Annotated in this window: 19 protein-coding genes; 10 read left to right on the plus strand and 9 right to left on the minus strand. The window is 60.2% G+C overall.

From position 1 onward, the window contains the following. Positions 1-48: 48 nt before the first annotated feature. Together argC and D0B32_RS24375 are read left to right on the plus strand one after the other, a co-directional pair. Positions 49-975, plus strand: a complete 927-nt coding sequence (argC, locus tag D0B32_RS24370; RefSeq protein WP_117336869.1) for an N-acetyl-gamma-glutamyl-phosphate reductase — start codon at positions 49-51, stop codon at positions 973-975. Between the two features lie 173 nt (positions 976-1,148). Beyond that, positions 1,149-2,096 (plus strand): LysR substrate-binding domain-containing protein, encoded by a 948-nt coding sequence (locus D0B32_RS24375; RefSeq protein ID WP_117336870.1) that lies wholly within the window; start codon positions 1,149-1,151, stop codon positions 2,094-2,096. Positions 2,097-2,151: 55 nt separating this feature from the next. Here D0B32_RS24375 and D0B32_RS24380 read toward each other — a convergent pair whose 3' ends face one another. The 3 genes from D0B32_RS24380 to D0B32_RS24385 form a co-directional block, all read right to left on the minus strand. Beyond that, entirely contained in the window at positions 2,152-3,261 is a 1,110-nt protein-coding gene (locus tag D0B32_RS24380) for an alpha/beta fold hydrolase (RefSeq protein WP_220444958.1), read from the minus strand. Positions 3,262-3,504: 243 nt separating this feature from the next. Next, a complete protein-coding gene (locus tag D0B32_RS32645) occupies positions 3,505-3,675 on the minus strand; it encodes a hypothetical protein (RefSeq protein WP_181969896.1) in 171 nt (56 codons plus the stop codon). A gap of 228 nt (positions 3,676-3,903) precedes the next feature. Beyond that, positions 3,904-4,746, minus strand: a complete 843-nt coding sequence (locus tag D0B32_RS24385; RefSeq protein WP_181969897.1) for an alpha/beta fold hydrolase — start codon at positions 4,744-4,746, stop codon at positions 3,904-3,906. Positions 4,747-4,994: 248 nt separating this feature from the next. Here D0B32_RS24385 and D0B32_RS24390 point away from each other — a divergent pair, with 248 nt between their 5' ends. Continuing rightward, the gene (locus tag D0B32_RS24390) at positions 4,995-5,909 is read left to right on the plus strand and encodes a LysR substrate-binding domain-containing protein (protein ID WP_117336872.1); all 915 of its coding nucleotides are present in this window, start codon (positions 4,995-4,997) and stop codon (positions 5,907-5,909) included. A gap of 68 nt (positions 5,910-5,977) precedes the next feature. On the opposite strand, the gene D0B32_RS24395 is transcribed toward D0B32_RS24390, so the two are convergent. From D0B32_RS24395 to D0B32_RS24405, 3 genes are read right to left on the minus strand one after another with little or no spacing between them, the layout of a single operon-like run. Beyond that, complete coding sequence (locus D0B32_RS24395) at positions 5,978-6,577, minus strand: DUF4865 family protein (protein ID WP_117336873.1); 600 nt, start codon at positions 6,575-6,577, stop codon at positions 5,978-5,980. 54 nt (positions 6,578-6,631) lie between these two features. Beyond that, entirely contained in the window at positions 6,632-7,381 is a 750-nt protein-coding gene (locus D0B32_RS24400) for an SDR family oxidoreductase (protein ID WP_117336874.1), read from the minus strand. Positions 7,382-7,418: 37 nt separating this feature from the next. Next, positions 7,419-7,811, minus strand: coding sequence for a tautomerase family protein (locus tag D0B32_RS24405; protein WP_117337169.1), 393 nt, complete (start codon positions 7,809-7,811; stop codon positions 7,419-7,421). 240 nt (positions 7,812-8,051) lie between these two features. On the opposite strand from D0B32_RS24405, the gene D0B32_RS24410 reads away from it, so the two are divergent. The 4 genes from D0B32_RS24410 to D0B32_RS24425 all read left to right on the plus strand — a co-directional run bounded on the left by D0B32_RS24410 (position 8,052) and on the right by D0B32_RS24425 (position 11,137). Next, the gene (locus D0B32_RS24410; protein ID WP_117336875.1) at positions 8,052-8,675 is read left to right on the plus strand and encodes an FMN-dependent NADH-azoreductase; all 624 of its coding nucleotides are present in this window, start codon (positions 8,052-8,054) and stop codon (positions 8,673-8,675) included. A 120-nt stretch (positions 8,676-8,795) separates the two neighbouring features. Continuing rightward, positions 8,796-9,491, plus strand: coding sequence for a flavin reductase family protein (locus D0B32_RS24415; protein ID WP_117336876.1), 696 nt, complete (start codon positions 8,796-8,798; stop codon positions 9,489-9,491). 182 nt (positions 9,492-9,673) lie between these two features. After that, complete coding sequence (locus tag D0B32_RS24420) at positions 9,674-9,976, plus strand: helix-turn-helix transcriptional regulator (RefSeq protein WP_117336877.1); 303 nt, start codon at positions 9,674-9,676, stop codon at positions 9,974-9,976. A 99-nt stretch (positions 9,977-10,075) separates the two neighbouring features. Then, a complete protein-coding gene (locus D0B32_RS24425) occupies positions 10,076-11,137 on the plus strand; it encodes an alkene reductase (protein WP_117336878.1) in 1,062 nt (353 codons plus the stop codon). 100 nt (positions 11,138-11,237) lie between these two features. Here the strand turns inward: D0B32_RS24425 and D0B32_RS24430 are convergent, their stop codons facing one another. After that, positions 11,238-11,777: a GNAT family N-acetyltransferase gene (locus D0B32_RS24430; RefSeq protein WP_117336879.1), complete on the minus strand. Its 540-nt coding sequence runs from the start codon at positions 11,775-11,777 to the stop codon at positions 11,238-11,240. A 213-nt stretch (positions 11,778-11,990) separates the two neighbouring features. On the opposite strand from D0B32_RS24430, the gene D0B32_RS24435 reads away from it, so the two are divergent. Continuing rightward, on the plus strand, positions 11,991-12,644 hold the full coding sequence (locus D0B32_RS24435) for a VTT domain-containing protein (protein WP_117336880.1): 654 nt from the start codon (positions 11,991-11,993) through the stop codon (positions 12,642-12,644). 39 nt (positions 12,645-12,683) lie between these two features. Here D0B32_RS24435 and norR read toward each other — a convergent pair whose 3' ends face one another. Beyond that, on the minus strand, positions 12,684-14,327 hold the full coding sequence (norR, locus tag D0B32_RS24440) for a nitric oxide reductase transcriptional regulator NorR (RefSeq protein WP_117336881.1): 1,644 nt from the start codon (positions 14,325-14,327) through the stop codon (positions 12,684-12,686). A 110-nt stretch (positions 14,328-14,437) separates the two neighbouring features. On the opposite strand from norR, the gene hmpA reads away from it, so the two are divergent. Together hmpA and D0B32_RS24450 are read left to right on the plus strand one after the other, a co-directional pair. Further along, a complete protein-coding gene (hmpA, locus tag D0B32_RS24445; protein WP_117336882.1) occupies positions 14,438-15,619 on the plus strand; it encodes an NO-inducible flavohemoprotein in 1,182 nt (393 codons plus the stop codon). A gap of 102 nt (positions 15,620-15,721) precedes the next feature. Then, positions 15,722-16,159, plus strand: coding sequence for a carboxymuconolactone decarboxylase family protein (locus D0B32_RS24450; RefSeq protein WP_117336883.1), 438 nt, complete (start codon positions 15,722-15,724; stop codon positions 16,157-16,159). A 121-nt stretch (positions 16,160-16,280) separates the two neighbouring features. Here D0B32_RS24450 and D0B32_RS24455 read toward each other — a convergent pair whose 3' ends face one another. Next, positions 16,281-17,534 carry an ABC transporter substrate-binding protein gene (locus D0B32_RS24455; protein ID WP_117336884.1) on the minus strand — a complete coding sequence of 418 codons (1,254 nt, stop codon included), beginning with the start codon at positions 17,532-17,534 and terminating at the stop codon, positions 16,281-16,283. Positions 17,535-17,553: the final 19 nt, after the last annotated feature.

The following is a 17,553-nucleotide window of genomic DNA, read 5'->3' on the forward strand; positions in this document are numbered from 1 at the left end:
AGATACAGGCTCGTTCCACCTGTTACCTGTCACCGGAGTATCCCGCGCATGAACCCTTCCCTCGTTTTCATCGACGGCGACCAAGGCACCACTGGATTGCAGATTCACGAACGGCTTCGCGGCCGGACCGACCTGACGCTGATCACGCTTCCCGCAACGGAACGCAAGGACGCGACGCGTCGCGCCGAAGCCATCAACGCCTGTGATATCGCCATCCTGTGCCTGCCCGATGACGCCGCCCGCGAGGCGATGAGCGCGATCGTCAACCCCGCCGTGAGAGTCATTGATGCGAGTTCCGCGCATCGCACACAGCCGGGCTGGACCTATGGCTTTCCGGAAATGACGCCGGAGCAACCTGAGCGCATCGCGACCGCGCGTCGGGTCAGCAATCCAGGCTGCTATCCCACTGGCGCAATCGGGCTGCTGCGGCCGCTGTCGCATGCCGGACTCATTCCGGCGAACCACCCGGTCAGCATTTACGCGGTGTCGGGTTACTCCGGACGCGGACGCGTCGGCGTCGAGCAATACGAGGGACCGGGTGCTGTCAACGCGCCGTCGTTCCAGGTCTATGGTCTCGGGCTCGCGCACAAGCACGCCCCGGAGATCCAGCAGCACGCCGGGCTATCGCAGCGTCCCATCTTCGTCCCCGCGTACGGTGCGTTCCGCCAGGGGATCGTGCTGACGGTGCCTCTGGATGTGCGGCAGCTGGGACCTCGCGTAGACGGCGCTACGATTCACGCGTGCCTCGCGCGTCACTACGCCGAGGCGCCCCACGTACAGGTCATGCCGCTGCATGAATCGTCTGCGTTGACGCAACTGGATCCGCAGGCAATGAACGGGACGGACCATTTGCGCCTGAGCGTGTTTCCTAACGACGAACACGGACACGTGCTGCTCTCCGCGGTTTTCGATAACCTCGGCAAAGGGGCAGCGGGCGCTGCTGTTCAGAACCTGAACCTGATGCTCGCGCAGTGACGGGTTGACGGCTTGCGAGGCGTTACGTAAACCGTTCGATTTTTTACATCTAACGCTTCTAGCTTTTCAAATTTTCGGGTCCGTCTGGATCGCCTATATTTTGCAGCACGGCGAGTCGAACGGTTGCGTCAACGGGTCGTGGCCATACGTTTCGCCTTCGATCAGCCACGCTTATGACGACGCTTCAGCTAGATTCATCGCTCCTTGGTGCGCTTCGCTGTTTCGAGGTGGCCGCCCGCCATCTCAACTTCACGAAAGCCGCCGCCGAGACGCATCTGACGCAAAGCGCCGTCAGTCAGCAGATTCGCAATCTCGAGGATCGCCTCGGCTATCCGCTCTTTGTCAGACAGGCGCGCGGGCTCGTGCTCACGCATCGGGGCGGCGAACTCGCAGTCGCCGCGACGCGCTGCCTTGCGGAACTCTCGCACACGCTGCAGCGGCTCGCTCAATCGGATTTGCCGCTGCATGTGAATTGCTCGCCGTCATTTGCGCTTCAATGGCTGATGCCGCGGCTCAGCGAGTATCAACAGAATAGCCCGGACTATCCGGTTCGCCTGAAGGCGGATTTTCATGGGCTCGATCTCAACGCCATGCTGGCCAGCGAGATCGACGTTGCGATTCGCTACGATCCGAATGCATATGACTCAGGTTTTGCGCGGGAGCTGATGCCTGAACATCTCGTTGTGGTCGGCACACCGGCATATCTCGCGAGACACGAAGGATTGCGCAATGGCGAGTTGACCGAAGGCGTCACGTTTCTGCATGACGCGGAACCGTGGGAGGGCGCACCGGCGTTCATCGAATGGCAGACGTGGACCTCTGCGATTCAACCTGGCTGGACCGCGCACATCGCCGGCCCCCAGTTCAATCTGGCCAGTCTCGCCATCGCTGCCGCGCTGAATCATCAAGGCATCGCAATTGGGCGAACCGCGCTGATTGAAGACGAATTGCGGAGCGGGCGGCTCGTCAAGGTCATCGACCGCCACGTGGTCGCGCCAGCACGCTACGTGCTTTTGAATCGGACGCCCGATGACACCCGCACGGCGACATTCGTATCGTGGATCGAGGCCGAATGCCAGCGCTTTGCGTCTGGGCACAGTGGCGACGGGCGCGTCGCGTAGAAGAGGTCCGTGATAAGGCCGACTCTCATCGTACGCATGCGTATGAGGCTATGGGTCAATGAGGTTCGAGGAAGCTTTTCAATAAACTCAGTAATCCTTGTGGATCTTCTTCGTGAATCAGATGACCACATGGCAAACCACTGGCGCTCACGTTATCTGCCTCTTCACGCCAAAGCGCAGCCACGTCCAATGATTGTCCGATCGTTCCTTTCGAGCCCCATACGGTGAGCAACGGCTGAGTGATTTTTCGACCGGCCCTTCGGTTGGCTTCCAGCACGCGGCTGTCGATTCCGGCACCGGCGCGAAAATCCTCGCAGGCAGCATGAACAGCCGCAGGCTCACCGCAGGTGCGGATGTAGTCAGCCATCAACTCGGGCGGGACGGTACTTTCGGACCTGTTCTGGATCCCGAAGTGGCTACGCACGTAGTACTCCGGCAACGCGTTGATGAAGTTCTCGGGAAGCGGTTCCTGCTGGATGTGGAAAAACCACCAGAAATACCGCGTTCCGAGATCCTTGTTCATGCTTGCATACATCAGATCGCTCGGGACAATGTCGAGCATGACTCCCCGCGTCACCTGCTCAGGGTTGTCGAGCATCATGGACTGAAGCACGCGGCCACCGCGGTCGTGGCCGACTGCCTGAAATCTTTCGAAGCCGAGCGTGCGCATCACCTGTATGAGGTCCGAGCCCATCACCGACTTTGCGTAGTTCACGTGCTGCGGGCTGGTGCCGGGCTTGCTCGAATCGCCGTAACCGCGCAGGTCTGGAAGCACCAACGTGAAACGCTTGGACAGCTCCGCCACCATCTTGTGCCAGCAAAGGTGATTCTCGGGGTAGCCGTGGATGAGCATCAGCGGTGGCCCGCTGCCGCCCACCAAGGTATTGATGATCGCGCCTTCGGCCATGATGCCGTCCACCTGCATGCCTTCAGTCTGTATGAAGCGTTGTTCGAACCCTGGAAGGAGTTTCTTGTTTAACGCGGCCGCCGATGCGGATGGCGCAACCTCTGCGGCCGCCGGCTCTGCGGCTGCGGCGAGCGTCGCGAGCACAGCACCCATGGAGACTGTCGGTCCCAGTGCAAGCCCAGCGGCCAGAAAGCTGCGACGGCTAAGCGGCGCATCGAGGCGCGCGGCAGGGTCGCCGTCTGTAGGCGTATCGGTCATAGATTGTTCCTTTTTTGAAGGCATTGATAGCGTGGCAATGTTCACGCCAACGCACGCCAATGAATCTGCGTCGCGCTGACGACCGGGCCCACGCATGGCGCGATGGCGTCGAACATTTACAATGTATTCCTAATTAAATGGCATGATCGGTCGAAGTGAAAAATCAAACCTGCGTCTGTTTCAACATGTTCCTGCTGACCGAACCGCTCGCCGCAAACTCCTTTGGCACGACCGATTTTTTTATCAGTCCGCGTGCACGAAATCGCCCGGGTCGATGTTGTTTGCCGGCGCCCGCTGCACATGAACATTCGACGTTTCCGTCTTGACGCTTCGTACGTGGGAATAGGCTTCAGTCCCGATGCCGAAGGCGAGCAGTGTGACGAGGAGAATAAAAGCGCCGATGAAAAATTTCATGATTCCGACTCCTTTTAATCGAACAGAGTGGATCCGGCGCTGACCCTGCTTGACCGTCATTGCGCCATTTCGTACCCGCCGGATAGTCTCTGTGGTTGATCGACGGTTTCATTTTATATGGCGCACATCGAACCGAATAACGGTCTTTTCTAACTCAGTCATTAGCCCAGCTTATACAAACGACGCCAGAGAAAACCGCATGCGGGACTCACCATCACTGGCCAACACTCACACCCACACCGAACTCAGAAATTCGATGAGCACGCGGTTAAATACGTCAGGCACTTCCACGGGCGGCGCATGCCCGCAGTCTTCGAGAACCGCCAATTGCGATCCGGGAATACCGTCATGGATCTTCAGCCCGAGTTCGAGCGGTGTGATCTGGTCATGCCGCGACTGGACGACGAGCACAGCTGAACGTCCGAGGCGCTCGAGAAGCGGATCGAGCATGTCTTCGCGCCGCGCCCACGATTCGGCAATCGACTGGATCGCCCATCCATCTCCTGTCCCAAGTCGAGCCGCAAAGAACGCCTCGACGTTCTCATCTGAAACCAGCGCCTGGTTGTGAAAGACTTGCGCAAGCAACGCGCGGGCTTCGCGACGGGTCGCGGGATTGAGCGCCCATAGACCGCCGCGCGTTTTTGCATGGCCTAGATCACGCACGTCGTCTGTCTCGCTCAGTGCCAGCCCGTAGCCGGCATTGACGAGCACCAGACCGTTGACAGGTACAGGGGAATCCGCTGCAAACAGCCCCGCCACGTGACCACCCATCGACTGCCCGACCAACGTGACCGAACCGATCTTCAGCACATCCAGTAACGACTCGATCACGTCCACCAAGGTTCTCGGTTTGATGGGAATGTTCGGTTTCGATGATTGCCCAAACCCCAGATGGTCAGGCGCAATCGCCCGGTATCCGCTCGATGCGAGGGCCGGCAGCGTTTCCGCCCAGTTCGTCGCATCGCTCGTCATGCCATGCAGAAGCACCACCACGCGCTCGCCACTGCCCGCCTCGAGATAACTCACGCGCTGACCCAGCACGTCGATTTCCCGCCTCGTTATCGTATTCATCAAAGCTCCTTGTTCATTGTTCGTGCTGTCATGCGGGCGGCACCCGGGATCGAGCGAGATCTCCATGATCTCGTCCAGCGCAGATCGAAAACATCGGTCATATGACCGATGTCGTTAAAGCAAGTCGTCGCATACATTGCAAGACGTGGCATCGGCCCAAAAGCCGCTATGTGCTTGACGGCTGGCGCGCGGACTAATAGATTGGGATATCCGAATTTTTGCACCCGTTACATCGGAGTAATCGAAGCATGGTCAGCCGCACCAATCTCGACATGGATGTCTTGCGAACCTTCGTCACGGGTTTCGAATTGGGTAGCTTCGCACGGGCGGCCGACCGGCTCGGCCGGTCCCAGTCAGCCGTCAGTACGCAGCTACGCAAACTCGAGGAGCAGGTCGGCCTGCCATTGGTGCAAAAATCCGGCCGGGGTCTCGCCTTGACGACTGCCGGCGAAGGACTGCTTGGCTATGCGAAGCGCCTTCTCGAGTTGAACGATGAAGCCGTCGACACGATCCGTGGTTCCGATCTGGAGGGCTGGGTTCGGCTCGGCCTGCCACAGGACTTCGCGGATACGTTTTTGCCAGCGGTTCTAGGACGCTTTTCAAGGGCGCACCCCAAAGTCCGCGTGGAAGTACAGGTGGACCGCAGCGTGCCGCTGGTCGAGAAAACCAGAAAAGGCGAACTCGACATGGCGCTCGTATGGGGCGAGAGCGGTACGACGCCTCACGCCGAGCGCATTGGCGAATTCAGCATTTCGTGGATCGGACGTCCAGACTGGAACGGCAAGATCAGCGCGGGTTCCGAGCCGCTGCCGCTCGTCGCTTTCGATCCGCCCTGCTCGTTTCGCGCTGCGGGTATTGCGGCTCTCGACGCTCACGGCATTCCCTGGCGACAGGTCTTTACGAGTCCCAGTCTCTCCGGATTATGGGCGGCCGCTGAAGCGGGACTCGGGATCACCGTGCGCACGACCAACTGCATGCCCGCCAACCTGATTGCGCTCGATCCCGCAGCCAACGGCCTGCCCGCCCTTCCGCTGGTAACACTCTCGCTGTATCGCGCCGAGGCCGAATCTCGTTCGGCGGTGAAGCGGCTGACCGACATCGTCTTGCACACCATCAAAGAAGAAACCACTCAGCCCTACGCTGAGTCGCCGCTTGCAGATTGAGCTTCGTTTCGCGGACCCGCGGCTTTTCGCCGGCCTGCCACGCAATTGCCTGTCCGTCCCGTCACGCTTCACGCCGGGGCGGTGTCCTTTAGCTCCCCAATGGCAGGCGCCGAAACGTGCAACACCTCGTAGCCTTGTACGCCGCTCGGGAGTTCCGCAGGTGTCGTTGCCCAGTAATCGAAACGAACCAGATGCCAGGTGCGCGGATCAAGACCTACTGCGCGCACAAGTGCTCCGTCGGCGCGATTTACCGCGGTATGTGCTGCATCCCGTTCGCGGTTGCGCAGACTCACGAGGTCAGTGTCGGGTGACAGCGTGACTTCTTCGCGCGTGACAAACGTGATCCGTGCCGGGTCGGAAAACCGGCCCGCACGGGCAAGCGCAAACCCCGCCCACGTTTCGACGGGCGGTACCCCAAACGCTTCCTTGATTCCGCCGAACGCAGGACCGGCAAGAAATCCCAACATCGTCTCGGCACTGGGCCAGAGGTAGACCGGCGCGTAACGGTTGCTCCTTGAACCCAGCTTCCCCTTCTCCTGAATCAGGAAGCACTTGAGGCCAAGGCCGGGAAACGTGTCGAAAGATTCACCTTTATTCGCCACGCGATCGCGAATGATCTCCATGTCGTAATCGGCGGGTAGCGTAATCTGGTACTGTTTGATTAGCATTGCTTATCTCCTCTGGAGCGGCTCGCGATCTACGCAAGATCGAACCGCAACACGTCAGGCGCGGTGAACCGGCAGCGCCCCAAACGACTGACTAACCGGCATCATTTCGATCACGTTGATATTGACGTGCGCGGGCTGCGTCGTAGCCCAAAAGACGGTTTCCGCAATATCGTCTGGCATGAGCGGATTGGTGCCTTCATAAAGCTTCGTTGCGCGCTCCGTGTCACCACCAAACCGCACGACTGAAAACTCAGAACCGCCAACCAGACCCGGCTCCACAACCGTCACGCGAATCGCCGTGCCGAGCAGATCAGCGCGCAGGTTGAGCGAAAACTGCCGTACAAAGGCTTTGGTCGCGCCATAGGTGTTGCCGCCGGGATAGGGGTAGGTTGCGGCCGTGGACCCCAGATTGACCACGTGCCCGCGGTTTCGCTCGACCATGCCCGGCAGCACGGCGCGGGTCACGTGCAGCACGCCCTTCACGTTCGTGTCGACCATCGTATCCCAATCATCGGGATCTGCCTGGTGCGCGGGGCTTAGACCTGCGGCGAGGCCCGCGTTGTTGACGAGCACGTCGACTGCAGCGAAATCTGCCGGTAGATTCGCGACGGCGGCGTTGACACTCTCACGATCCCGCACATCCATGACCACGGGATAGACCCGATCGCGTCCGAGTTCGGCGGTGAGTGCTTCCAGTCGGTCCGCGCGGCGCCCGGTCGCCACCACCCGATGACCGGCCGCCACGAAACGTCGGGTAATGGCTGCACCGAAACCCGCCGTAGCGCCGGTTACGAGAATGATCATGATGCGTTTCCTCTAGCAAACGAAGTCGGATGAGAAATTACTCTGCGTCAGGCACATACGAAGCGAGGCCGTTTCCGAATGACCAGTCGTCCCTTTCATTGGGCGAGAGGATGACCTGCACGTCCTCGGGGCGAATGCCCGCGTCGTCAGAAAGCCGCTTCGCGATGCGACGGTAGAGGGCTTTCTTTGTCGCCGTATCTCGCCACCGGCCAGCCGTCATGTGGATGATGACTATGCCATCCGTGCGCTCGATGTCCAGATAGTCCTTGTCGTAGATGATTTCGCCTCTACTGCGTTGCTCGATGATCTGGAAACGGTCCTTCTCAGGAACGTTGTAGGTCTCGACCAGCGCTTGATGGACACCGTCGGCGATAGTGCGAATCTGTTCCGGCGACTTGCCCTTTAGCAGCGAAATCCTGACGAGTGGCATGGCGAACTCCTGCGGCATGGGTGAGTGATGCGGCAATGCATCGACTCCAGAACCGCAAGCTTACGACGATAAACGCGGTTGGAAAATTTGAAAAACATGCAGCAACACTTTACGAAAACCGATAGACGATGGTTGTTGCGCCATCCGTTCACTTCTCCCGATCCAATGCTTTCGAATTTTCAAATTTTCACAGCCCTCCAGATCGCTTATCTTCTACCGTTCTTGTCGAGGTCTCCCATCATGCGTCTATTGAACATCGTATCTTCTCCTCGCGGTGCACAGTCAGCCTCAATTGCAGTGGCCAACGCGTTTCTCGATGCTTACCTCAAGACGTCCGCTTCGATCGAAGTGGACACCTTGAACGTCTGGGACGAAAATTTGCCGGACTTCGACAGTCAGGCCATTGGTGCAAAGTACAAAGGCGTATCAAAGGAACCAATGGATGAAGCCGAATCGTCGATCTGGATGCGGATACAGTCGCTCGTGAAACGCTTTCAGGAAGCTGACCGGATAGTCGTCGGCGTTCCGATGTGGAATTTTGGTTATCCTTACAAACTCAAGCAACTGATCGACCTCGTGAGTCAGCGCAACATGCTGTTCACCTTCGATGGCGATGCATACGGTCCCATGCTGAAGATTCCACGGGCACTGGTTATCTGCGTTCGAGGACAAAGCCACGACAAAGGTGCGGGCGTCATGAGTCCCGGCTTTACATTTCAAGCCGATTACATCGACTTCTGGCTCAAGTTCATTGGCGTGAAAGAAGTGGAGACACTGCTGGTGGAACACACGTGGGATGCCAAAGCGCAGGAGACAGTCGAGCAAGGGAAGGCGCAGGCGGCCGCGATGGCAGCCCATTTCTGATCGCACCGGCATCGCACCGGCTCGCACGGTATGAATGCGGATTAACGAAGCAAGAATCGGAGTGTATCGAAGGCGTACAGGTCACATCATGGGCTCACCCACTCACGGAGCAAACAACCCATGAATACGCCTCACGTCGTCACTGAACCCAACATCCTTTATCTCGGCACGCCCGTCGTTCTGGTCAGCACGGTGAACGAAGACGGTACGCACAATCTTGCACCAATATCGTCCGCGTTCTGGCTGGGATGGCGTGGCGTACTCGGCATCGCGTCCGCGTCGCAGACCACACGCAATCTGCTGCGCACTGGCGAATGTGTACTGAACCTTCCGTCAATCGACCAAGTGGGCGCCGTCGACCGCATCGCACGAACCACGGGCACGTATCCGGTGCCAGAATTCAAACGGGCGATGGGCTACGTTTATGAACCCGACAAATTCGGCCGTGCGGGAATGACGCGCGTGCGATCCGATACCGTCGCGGCTGCACGCGCGCTCGAATGTCCGATCCAGCTCGAAGCAGTCGTAGCGGCGGCGCATGGCATCGGCGAAGACAGCGACCAACTGCGCGGCTTCATTAGTTTGATCGAGGTGCGAATCCAGCGCGTTCACGTCCATCCCAATCTGCTCATGGCGGGTCACGCCAATCGTATTGATCCGGACAAGTGGTCACCCTTGATCATGAGCTTCCAGAAATTCTATGGGCTCAGCGCACAGGTGCATCCGTCCAGACTCGCTGAAATACCGGAGCGGGCGTATCGAAGCCCCGATATCGAGCGAGCGCAGGAATCGAAGCTGCTGGATAGTTGCGCGTAGCATGCTGCGGCAGGGTCGGACCTGCCGCACCTATCACCCCACTGCGAATAGTGTATCCGCACATATCGTAAAAATCCGATATATACTTCGTACTGTTGCGATGCAGTTTGCACCCTGACTTCCGGGCAGCAAAGCATCATTGAACCTTTTGATCCACATTTCACGAACTTGATACCACCGCGATGAAGATCGACATCGACGCGATCCACAAAGCGCTGGCCAATCCCGTACGCCGCGAGATTCTCGCGTGGCTGCGGGAACCGCAGGTGTATTTCGCCGGGCAGGAACTGGCGTTCGATCACGGCGTATGCGCCGGTGCCATCGACGCTCGTTGCGGGCTGTCGCAGTCCACCGTTTCAGCGCACCTCGCCGCCATGCAGCGCGCGGGTCTCGTCACGTCGAAGCGCGTCGGACAGTGGATATTTTTCAAGCGTAACGAGGCCGTCATCCAGGCGTTTCTCCAGCACGTGAATGCGGGTCTTTAGGCGAGACGTGGCGCTTGCCGCTCTATCGCTGCACGTTTCTCTTCAGGCTGTTTCTTATCATCATCACGGGCTGCGTGCCCGCCAGAAAAGGTGACCCCTATGCCGACTCTCTTTGATCCGCTGCAGATTGGTGATCTCACGCTATCGAACCGTATCATCATGGCGCCGCTGACGCGTCAGCGCGCCGGTGACGTCCGCGTCCCCAATGCGTTGATGGCGAAGTACTACGCGGAGCGCGCCTCCGCAGGGCTGATCATCAGCGAAGCCACCTCCGTCACCCCGCAAGGCATCGGCTATGCCGCCACGCCTGGCATCTGGTCGCAGGAACAGGTCGAAGGCTGGAAGCTCGTGACGAGCGCCGTGCACGCCGCCGGTGGCAAGATCTTTCTGCAACTGTGGCACGTCGGCCGCATTTCGGATCCGATCTTCCTGAATGGCGAATTGCCGGTTGCCCCGAGCGCCATCGCAGCGCAAGGCAACGTGAGCCTCGTACGTCCGCAGCGTCCGTTCGTCACGCCGCGTGCACTCGATCTGGCTGAAATCCCCGCTATCGTCGAGGCGTATCGCAAGGGCGCGGAAAACGCCAAGGCGGCAGGTTTCGACGGCGTGCAGGTGCACGGCGCGAACGGTTATCTGCTCGATCAGTTCCTGCAGGACAGCACCAACAAACGCACCGACGCTTACGGCGGCCCGATCGAAAACCGTGCCCGTCTGATGCTCGAAGTGACCGATGCGTGTATCTCGGTCTGGGGTGCGAACCGCGTCGGCATGCACCTGGCGCCGCGCGGCGACGCACACACGATGGGCGATTCGAATGCCGCGGAAACCTTCGGTTATGTGGCACGCGAACTCGGCAAGCGCAAGATCGCCTTCATCGCAGCGCGCGAGTCGCTTGGCGAAAACCGTCTGGGTCCGCAGTTGAAAGCGGCCTTCGGCGGCCCGTACATCGCCAACGAAAAGTTCACCAAGGAAACCGCGCAGCAAGTGCTGGATGCAGGTGAAGCAGACGCAATCGCGTGGGGCCAGTTGTTCATCGCCAACCCGGATCTGCCGCGCCGCTTCGAACTCGACGCGCCGCTGAACGAGCCGAACCCGGCCACGTACTATGCAGAAGGCGAAACCGGCTACACCGACTATCCCGCGCTGGAAACGGTGGAGTAAGCGTGGAATAAAGTTGGTATGAGCGCCACAAATACCCCTTGAAACATGGGGTAAAGCCAACGGGCCCGAGCGGAGCGATCCGCCTCGGGCCCGTTGCACATCAGGCAGGCATGGCGTCGACAGCGCGCCACATAAAAACTCGTTTCGCTTCGTCGATGCCACGCGCGATGTGATCGGCGCGGCGCGCTTTTAGATGGTCATCCAGATCCGCATCGGCGATTGGGCGAAAACCGAGCCGCTGATAATACGGGGCGTTCCAGGGCACGTCACGAAACGTGGACAGCAGCAGCCGCTGCGCCTGCGCTGTGCGCGCAAGCCCAGCCACGCGTTCGATCAACGCCGCGCCAATGCGTCTGCCGGCCCACGCGGTGAGCACGTCGAGTTCTTCGATGTAAAAGTCTTCGGCGCCGCGCGCGAACATCACGAATCCCACGCAATGTATGCCGTTTTCTAACGCGACGACGATCGCCGCCGCCTCGATCTTGCGCCGCACGAAAGCCACATCCATCGGCCGGGCAGTTGCAATTCCCACCATGCCGATGTCCGCGAAGCGCTGCGCCGCCTCATAGTCGATCGCGCTGATGAGTTCGGCCTCATCAGGCACGGCAAAGCGGAAACTCAGGGAGCGGGTATCGGGCATGGATTGAAGTGAGGCGCAAAATGCACGAGAAAACGCACTGAAGCAAGGCCTGTTTTGAAGCCTGCCACGTTGACAATAGTGACACCGTCGCGGCCAAACGAACAGCCATCATGCCCGTTCAGAAACGCCATACTGGCGGATATCTGCACCAGGCCGTGCCGGCAACCCGCCTGAACGACTACACTCTCGCCACCTGAACCGCTCTCGCGCGCAATGAATCTGATGCACTTCCTGCATGTTGCCCTGAACTTCGACCGCAACCTCGGCCCGCTGATCGCGCAATACGGCAATGCCGTCTACGCCATGCTGTTCGCCATCATATTTGTCGAAATCGGCTTTCTGCCGCTGTTCTTTTTGCCCGGCGATCCGCTGATTTTCATCTGCGGCGCCTTCGTGGCGACCGGCGCACTCAGTGCATGGCTGGTGGTCCCCGTGCTGTTCGCGGCAACGGTGGTGGGCAGCGTCGTCAACTTCCTGATTGGCCGCGCGCTGGGCGAGAAGGTCTACAGCGCGGACTACCGCTACCGGTGGCTCGACAAACGTGCGTTGCAGAAGGCCCATGCGTTCTATGAAACGCGCGGCGGCGTGACGTTTCTGCTGTCGCCGTTCATTGCCGTCGTACGCACCTTCGCGCCGTTTGTCGCGGGTGTTTCGCGTATGAGCTTCGCGCGCTTCGTTTCCTTCGTCACGGCGGGCGCGGCGTTGTGGATCGTCTCGCTCGTCACCGCTGGTTATCTGTTCGGCAATATGCCGGTGGTGCGCGACCATATGAGTTCGATCGTGCTGCTCGGCGTGGGCATCGGCGTCGGCTCGCTTGTCGTGAGCGCGCTATGGCGTCTCGTCAATCGCTACCGGCAACGTGCCTGAGCGCGTTGCGCGCGGCCTTTCACTTCTCGTCGTTTCACGTCACTTCAGTCCGAGCCGCTTTGCGAGCCGGTTCAGGTTGGCCCGATCTAGGCCCAACTCGCGTGCGACGGCTGCCCAGTTCTGCCCGTGACGCGCCAGCGCGTCGAGCACCATCGTGCGTTCGAACGCCGTCACCGCGCCGCGAAAATCGAGGCCCGCAGTTTGCACGGACGCGGCGCTCTGCGTAGCGCCATGCGTGCGTGCATGCGTTGACGACGCAACGCCGCCTGCAAGCGCCTCGGCATGTTCGACGGGTCCGAGAGACAGTGCGAAGTCAGCAGCGGTCAGCGTCAGAATGGAGCGCCGTTCACGATTGGAGGCAAGCGCCTTCAGAGCGCTGCGGCTGATCAGATGTTCGAGTTCGCGCACGTTACCCGGCCAGCGATATCGCAGCAAAGCGGCCTGTGCATCGGCGGCCAGACGAATGCTCAGCAATCCGAGCCGCGACCGGTTCTCCTCGAGGAAATAGCCCGCCAGCAACAACACGTCACGGCCACGCTCGCGCAACGGCGGCACACGCAACGGATACACGCTCAAACGGTGATACAGGTCGGCACGAAAGCGCCCGGCACGCACCTCTTCCGCCAGATCGCGATTCGTCACCGCGATCATCCGCACGTCAGCCGTGTGTTCGCGGTCGGAACCCACGCGCTGCAACTGACCGTTCTGCAATACGCGCAACAGCTTCGCCTGCACGACGAGCGGCAGTTCGCCGACTTCGTCCAGCACGAGGGTGCCGCCGTGGGCCAGTTCGAACTTGCCGCGCCGGTCCGACGAAGCACCCGAAAATGCGCCGCGTACATGGCCGAATAGTTCGCTTTCGACCAGCGTGTCGGGCAACGCCGCGCAATTCAGACTGATCAGCGGCTTGCTCGCACGCGACGACAGCGCGTGGATCGCACTCGCCACCAGTTCCTTGCCGACACCCGTCTCGCCCGTCACCAGCACCGTCAGATCGCTGCCGGCCACCACTTCGATCTCTTCCATCAAGCGCTTGTGAGACTCGCTGCCGCCGATCATCTCGCGGCGGCTTTGCCCGCTCGCCTGACGGTAAGCATCCGCGCGGCTGCGTTCTTCCTCGCCGGTGCGTGCGAGCGTGTCGATCCGCTCGACCACGCTGACCGTCGCCGCCGCGAGACTCACGAATGCCTGAAGCGACGCCATGTCGATGCTGTCGAAGCGGGCCGGATCCAGTGCATCGAGCGTCAGCAGACCCCACGGCCGCTCGCCGATGAAAAGTGGACAGCCGAGGCAGTCGTGCACTTCGAGTTGCCCAGCGACGCCCTGCACCAGGCCGTCATATGGGTCCTGCAGATCGGAGTCCGCGGCAAAACGTGTAGGGCCGGGGTTCGACAGCAGTTGCGCGAAACGCGGATGCTCGCTCACACGAAAGCGCCGCCCCAGGGTGTCGCTACTCAGACCGTCGATGGCGAGCGGCACCAGCGTGTCGCCATCGAGGCGCAACAGCGCCGCGGCGTCCGCCGGATACAGCGTGCGCAGGCTGCTCAGCAAGCGCCGGTAGCGCTCGCTCTCGGACAGATCGCGCGCCAGATCCTGCATCAACGGCGTGAGCGCATCGAGCAGCGCCGAGGCAGTCAATTGCACCGCCGAAGGAGTCGATGTGACCAGAGTCGAATGAACCATTAAAAAAATTAACCCATTGATTTAGCAAGATTTTACAACGGGCACAGAACCTGTATAGCAAACGGCGTAGCCTGTTTTCGCCTCACCTTCACTCTTAAAGGATCTGCATCATGCTGTCAGCCCAACACCGCGATATCGTCAACGCCACCGTCCCACTGCTGGAAAGCGGCGGAGAGGCGCTCATTACGCACTTCTACAAGATCCTGCTGGACGACTACCCGGAGGTGCGGCCGCTCTTCAACCAGGCCAATCAGGCGAGCGGCGCGCAGGCGCGCGCATTGGCGCATGGAGTGCTGATGTACGCGCGCCATATCGAGCAACTCGACCAGTTGGGCGATCTCGTGGCGCAGGTCATCAACAAACATGTTGCGCTCAACATTCAGCCCCAGCACTACCCGCTGGTTGGAAAAAGTCTGTTGCGCGCCATGCGCGAGGTGCTGGGCGCGGACGTTGCCACGGACGCGGTAATCGAAGCGTGGGGTGCCGCTTACCAGCAACTCGCGGATCTGCTGATCGGTCTCGAAGAAAAGATTTACGCCGAACGCGCGGCGGCGCCCGGCGGATGGCGCGGCATGCGCCCCTTCGTGGTCGCGCGCAAGGAGCGCGAGAGCGACGAGATCACGTCGTTCTATCTGCGCCCCGCTGACGGCGGCGAACTGCTTGCGTTTCATCCGGGGCAGTACATCGGCGTGCGGGTGATCGTCGATGGCGAAGACGTGCGGCGCAACTACTCGCTGTCGGCGGCACACAACGGCCTCGAATACCGGATCAGTGTGAAGTGCGAGCCGAATGGCAAGGTGTCGAACCATCTGCATGAAAACGTCAACGAAGGCGACACCGTGGAACTGCTTGCACCATCAGGCGAATTCACACTCAAGACCAACGATAGGCCGCTCGTGCTGATCAGCGGCGGCGTGGGCATCACGCCCACGCTCGCTATGCTGCAGGCCGCGCTCAAGACCGACCGCGTGGTGCATTTCATTCATGCCGCGCGCAATGGTGGCGTGCACGCGTTTCGCAAGACCATCGACGAGCTTGCAGCTCGGCATCCCCAACTCAAGCGCTTTTACTGCTACGAAGAGCATCGCGCAGGCGATCAGGGTGCGGACAGCATCGGCTATCTCGACGCAGCGCTGCTCGACGAATGGCTGCCGGAATCGCGTGACGTGGATGCGTATTTTCTGGGGCCGATCGGCTTCATGAAGGCCATGAAAAAGCATCTGAAGACAGCAGGTGTACCGGAGTCGCAAACTCACTTCGAATTTTTTGGACCGGCTGCGGCGCTTGAATGAGTGCTGAAGGCCAGGTGGCTGCGGCGCTTGAGTGAGTGCTGAAGGCCAGGTGACTTCCCTCTGCGCGCGCACGTGCGTGCGCCATTACTCTGTATGGAAACCATGAAACAACGCCTCGACTTTTATCAAGCCAGCCCGAACGCCGTGAAGGCGTTGATGGCGCTGGAAGCGCAGAACGACAGATCATCCATTGAAAAGCCGCTTGCCGAACTGGTGCGTTTGCGCGCATCGCAGATCAATGGTTGTGCTTACTGTGTCGACATGCATGCGGCCGATGCCCGCCAAGCCGGCGAGACCGAGCGGCGTCTCGCCGCGGTGGTGGTATGGCGCGAAACGCCCTTCTTCACGGAGCGCGAGCGCGCCGCGCTGGCGTGGACCGAAGCCGTGACGCTGGTATCTCACGACCACGTTCCGGACGCCGTGTGGGAAGCCGTGAAGCCGCATTTGAGCGACACAGAAATCGTTGATTTGACGCTGCTGATTTCGGCTATCAATAGCTGGAACCGCCTTGCTATTTCGTTTCGGAAGATGCCGGAGTAGCGGATCACCCGCCCACGCCCAGCACAAATAAAAAAGCCCGCTCACGCGGGCAACCTTCCCGAGGACAACACAACCGTTGCCCCGCCCGGCTCTCCCGCACCGAACGAGGCCCCGCAAGCAACTACTTGCTGTAAATCCGCTTACGCGTCTGCTCCAACTGCGCCAGCACCGCATCGAGCTTCGACGGATCGGACACGAACTGCTGCATGCCCTTCATGCCTTCGTCGGCCATTTCCTTGGTCATGTCGCGATCGTAGAACTGCGCGATGCCGCCCTTCGTGTTAGCCAGAATCTGGAAGCCGATCTTCGAGATCGGATCTTCCGGCTCCGGCGATTTGCTGTTGGCCGACAACGAACCCAGGCCCGTCGCGAGCTGTCCGCCAATTTCCGGCGTTTCCACGAAAGCGAGGAACGCGTGCGCGTCCGCCTTGTTCTTTGCCTTCGACGGGATGTGCAGCGACTCGACCGGCCCGTCTTCTGCCGTCGGCACCTTTGCGTCGATGATCGGGAACTGGAAGTAACCCATCTCCGACTTCACGTTGGCCGGGAAGCCACCGCTGATGAACGTGCCCATCAGCATCATCGCGGCCTTACCCTGGAACAGGAACGGTTGCGCCGCATCCAGATCGTAGGAGAGCGAATTATCAATGAAGTAGCCGTCGTCGATCAGTTGCTTCCACGTCGTGTAGACCTTCTTCACGCGCGGATCGGTGTACGGCACTTCGCCCGCCATCAGCTTCTGATGGAACGCATTGCCATTCAAACGCAGGTCCAGGTAGTCGAACCAGCCGGCGAGCGTCCACGCATCACGCGCGCCCACGGCGATCGGCGTAATGCCGGCGGCCTTGAGCTTCTTGCAGTCGTCGAGGAATTCATCCCACGTTTTCGGCTCGGCAGAAATACCGACCTTCTGGAACAGATCCTTGCGGTAGAACATGCCCCACGAGTAGTACACGGTCGGCGCGGCGTATTGCTTGCCGTTGTACGAGGACGCTTCCTTGGTCGACGCATACGTGTTGTTCCAGCCGTTCTTCGACCAGTCGCCGCTCAGGTCGTCGAACAGGCCGCGCTTGGCGTAATACGCCATGCGTTCGCCGTCGTGCCACGTCACGATGTCGGGCGAGACCGTGGTGAGCCAGCCCGGCAGTTGCACCTTGTAGGCTTCCTCGTCGATGAACGACGCCTTGATGTCGACATCGGGATGCGCCTTCTTGAACTCATCCAGCACCTGCTGCCAGACCGCGCGCTGACTCGCGCCCTTGAAGGCGATGTTGATGGCGAGCGTGCCCGCCTGCGCGGTGCCCGCCACGGATGCCGCTGCGCCCGCCGCAGTCAGCGCGACAGCAACCAGAATCTTGCGTAGTTTGAATGTCATGCCTGTCTCCTTGGTTTCT

This window comes from Paraburkholderia sp. DHOC27, assembly GCF_003429005.1.
GTDB lineage: Bacteria > Pseudomonadota > Gammaproteobacteria > Burkholderiales > Burkholderiaceae > Paraburkholderia.

What these genes read in the sequence shown, in the direction of transcription:
- norR (WP_117336881.1), bottom strand. Translation starts at nt 14,327, where the DNA reads ATGGTTCATTCGACTCTGGTCACATCGACTCCTTCGGCGGTGCAATTG.
- D0B32_RS24420 (WP_117336877.1), top strand. Translation starts at nt 9,674, where the DNA reads ATGAAGATCGACATCGACGCGATCCACAAAGCGCTGGCCAATCCCGTA.
- D0B32_RS24435 (WP_117336880.1), top strand. Translation starts at nt 11,991, where the DNA reads ATGAATCTGATGCACTTCCTGCATGTTGCCCTGAACTTCGACCGCAAC.
- D0B32_RS24410 (WP_117336875.1), top strand. Translation starts at nt 8,052, where the DNA reads ATGCGTCTATTGAACATCGTATCTTCTCCTCGCGGTGCACAGTCAGCC.
- D0B32_RS24415 (WP_117336876.1), top strand. Translation starts at nt 8,796, where the DNA reads ATGAATACGCCTCACGTCGTCACTGAACCCAACATCCTTTATCTCGGC.
- D0B32_RS24430 (WP_117336879.1), bottom strand. Translation starts at nt 11,777, where the DNA reads ATGCCCGATACCCGCTCCCTGAGTTTCCGCTTTGCCGTGCCTGATGAG.
- D0B32_RS24450 (WP_117336883.1), top strand. Translation starts at nt 15,722, where the DNA reads ATGAAACAACGCCTCGACTTTTATCAAGCCAGCCCGAACGCCGTGAAG.
- hmpA (WP_117336882.1), top strand. Translation starts at nt 14,438, where the DNA reads ATGCTGTCAGCCCAACACCGCGATATCGTCAACGCCACCGTCCCACTG.
- D0B32_RS24395 (WP_117336873.1), bottom strand. Translation starts at nt 6,577, where the DNA reads ATGCTAATCAAACAGTACCAGATTACGCTACCCGCCGATTACGACATG.
- D0B32_RS24405 (WP_117337169.1), bottom strand. Translation starts at nt 7,811, where the DNA reads ATGCCACTCGTCAGGATTTCGCTGCTAAAGGGCAAGTCGCCGGAACAG.
- argC (WP_117336869.1), top strand. Translation starts at nt 49, where the DNA reads ATGAACCCTTCCCTCGTTTTCATCGACGGCGACCAAGGCACCACTGGA.
- D0B32_RS24390 (WP_117336872.1), top strand. Translation starts at nt 4,995, where the DNA reads ATGGTCAGCCGCACCAATCTCGACATGGATGTCTTGCGAACCTTCGTC.
- D0B32_RS32645 (WP_181969896.1), bottom strand. Translation starts at nt 3,675, where the DNA reads ATGAAATTTTTCATCGGCGCTTTTATTCTCCTCGTCACACTGCTCGCC.
- D0B32_RS24455 (WP_117336884.1), bottom strand. Translation starts at nt 17,534, where the DNA reads ATGACATTCAAACTACGCAAGATTCTGGTTGCTGTCGCGCTGACTGCG.
- D0B32_RS24400 (WP_117336874.1), bottom strand. Translation starts at nt 7,381, where the DNA reads ATGATCATTCTCGTAACCGGCGCTACGGCGGGTTTCGGTGCAGCCATT.
- D0B32_RS24380 (WP_220444958.1), bottom strand. Translation starts at nt 3,261, where the DNA reads ATGACCGATACGCCTACAGACGGCGACCCTGCCGCGCGCCTCGATGCG.
- D0B32_RS24375 (WP_117336870.1), top strand. Translation starts at nt 1,149, where the DNA reads ATGACGACGCTTCAGCTAGATTCATCGCTCCTTGGTGCGCTTCGCTGT.
- D0B32_RS24425 (WP_117336878.1), top strand. Translation starts at nt 10,076, where the DNA reads ATGCCGACTCTCTTTGATCCGCTGCAGATTGGTGATCTCACGCTATCG.
- D0B32_RS24385 (WP_181969897.1), bottom strand. Translation starts at nt 4,746, where the DNA reads ATGAATACGATAACGAGGCGGGAAATCGACGTGCTGGGTCAGCGCGTG.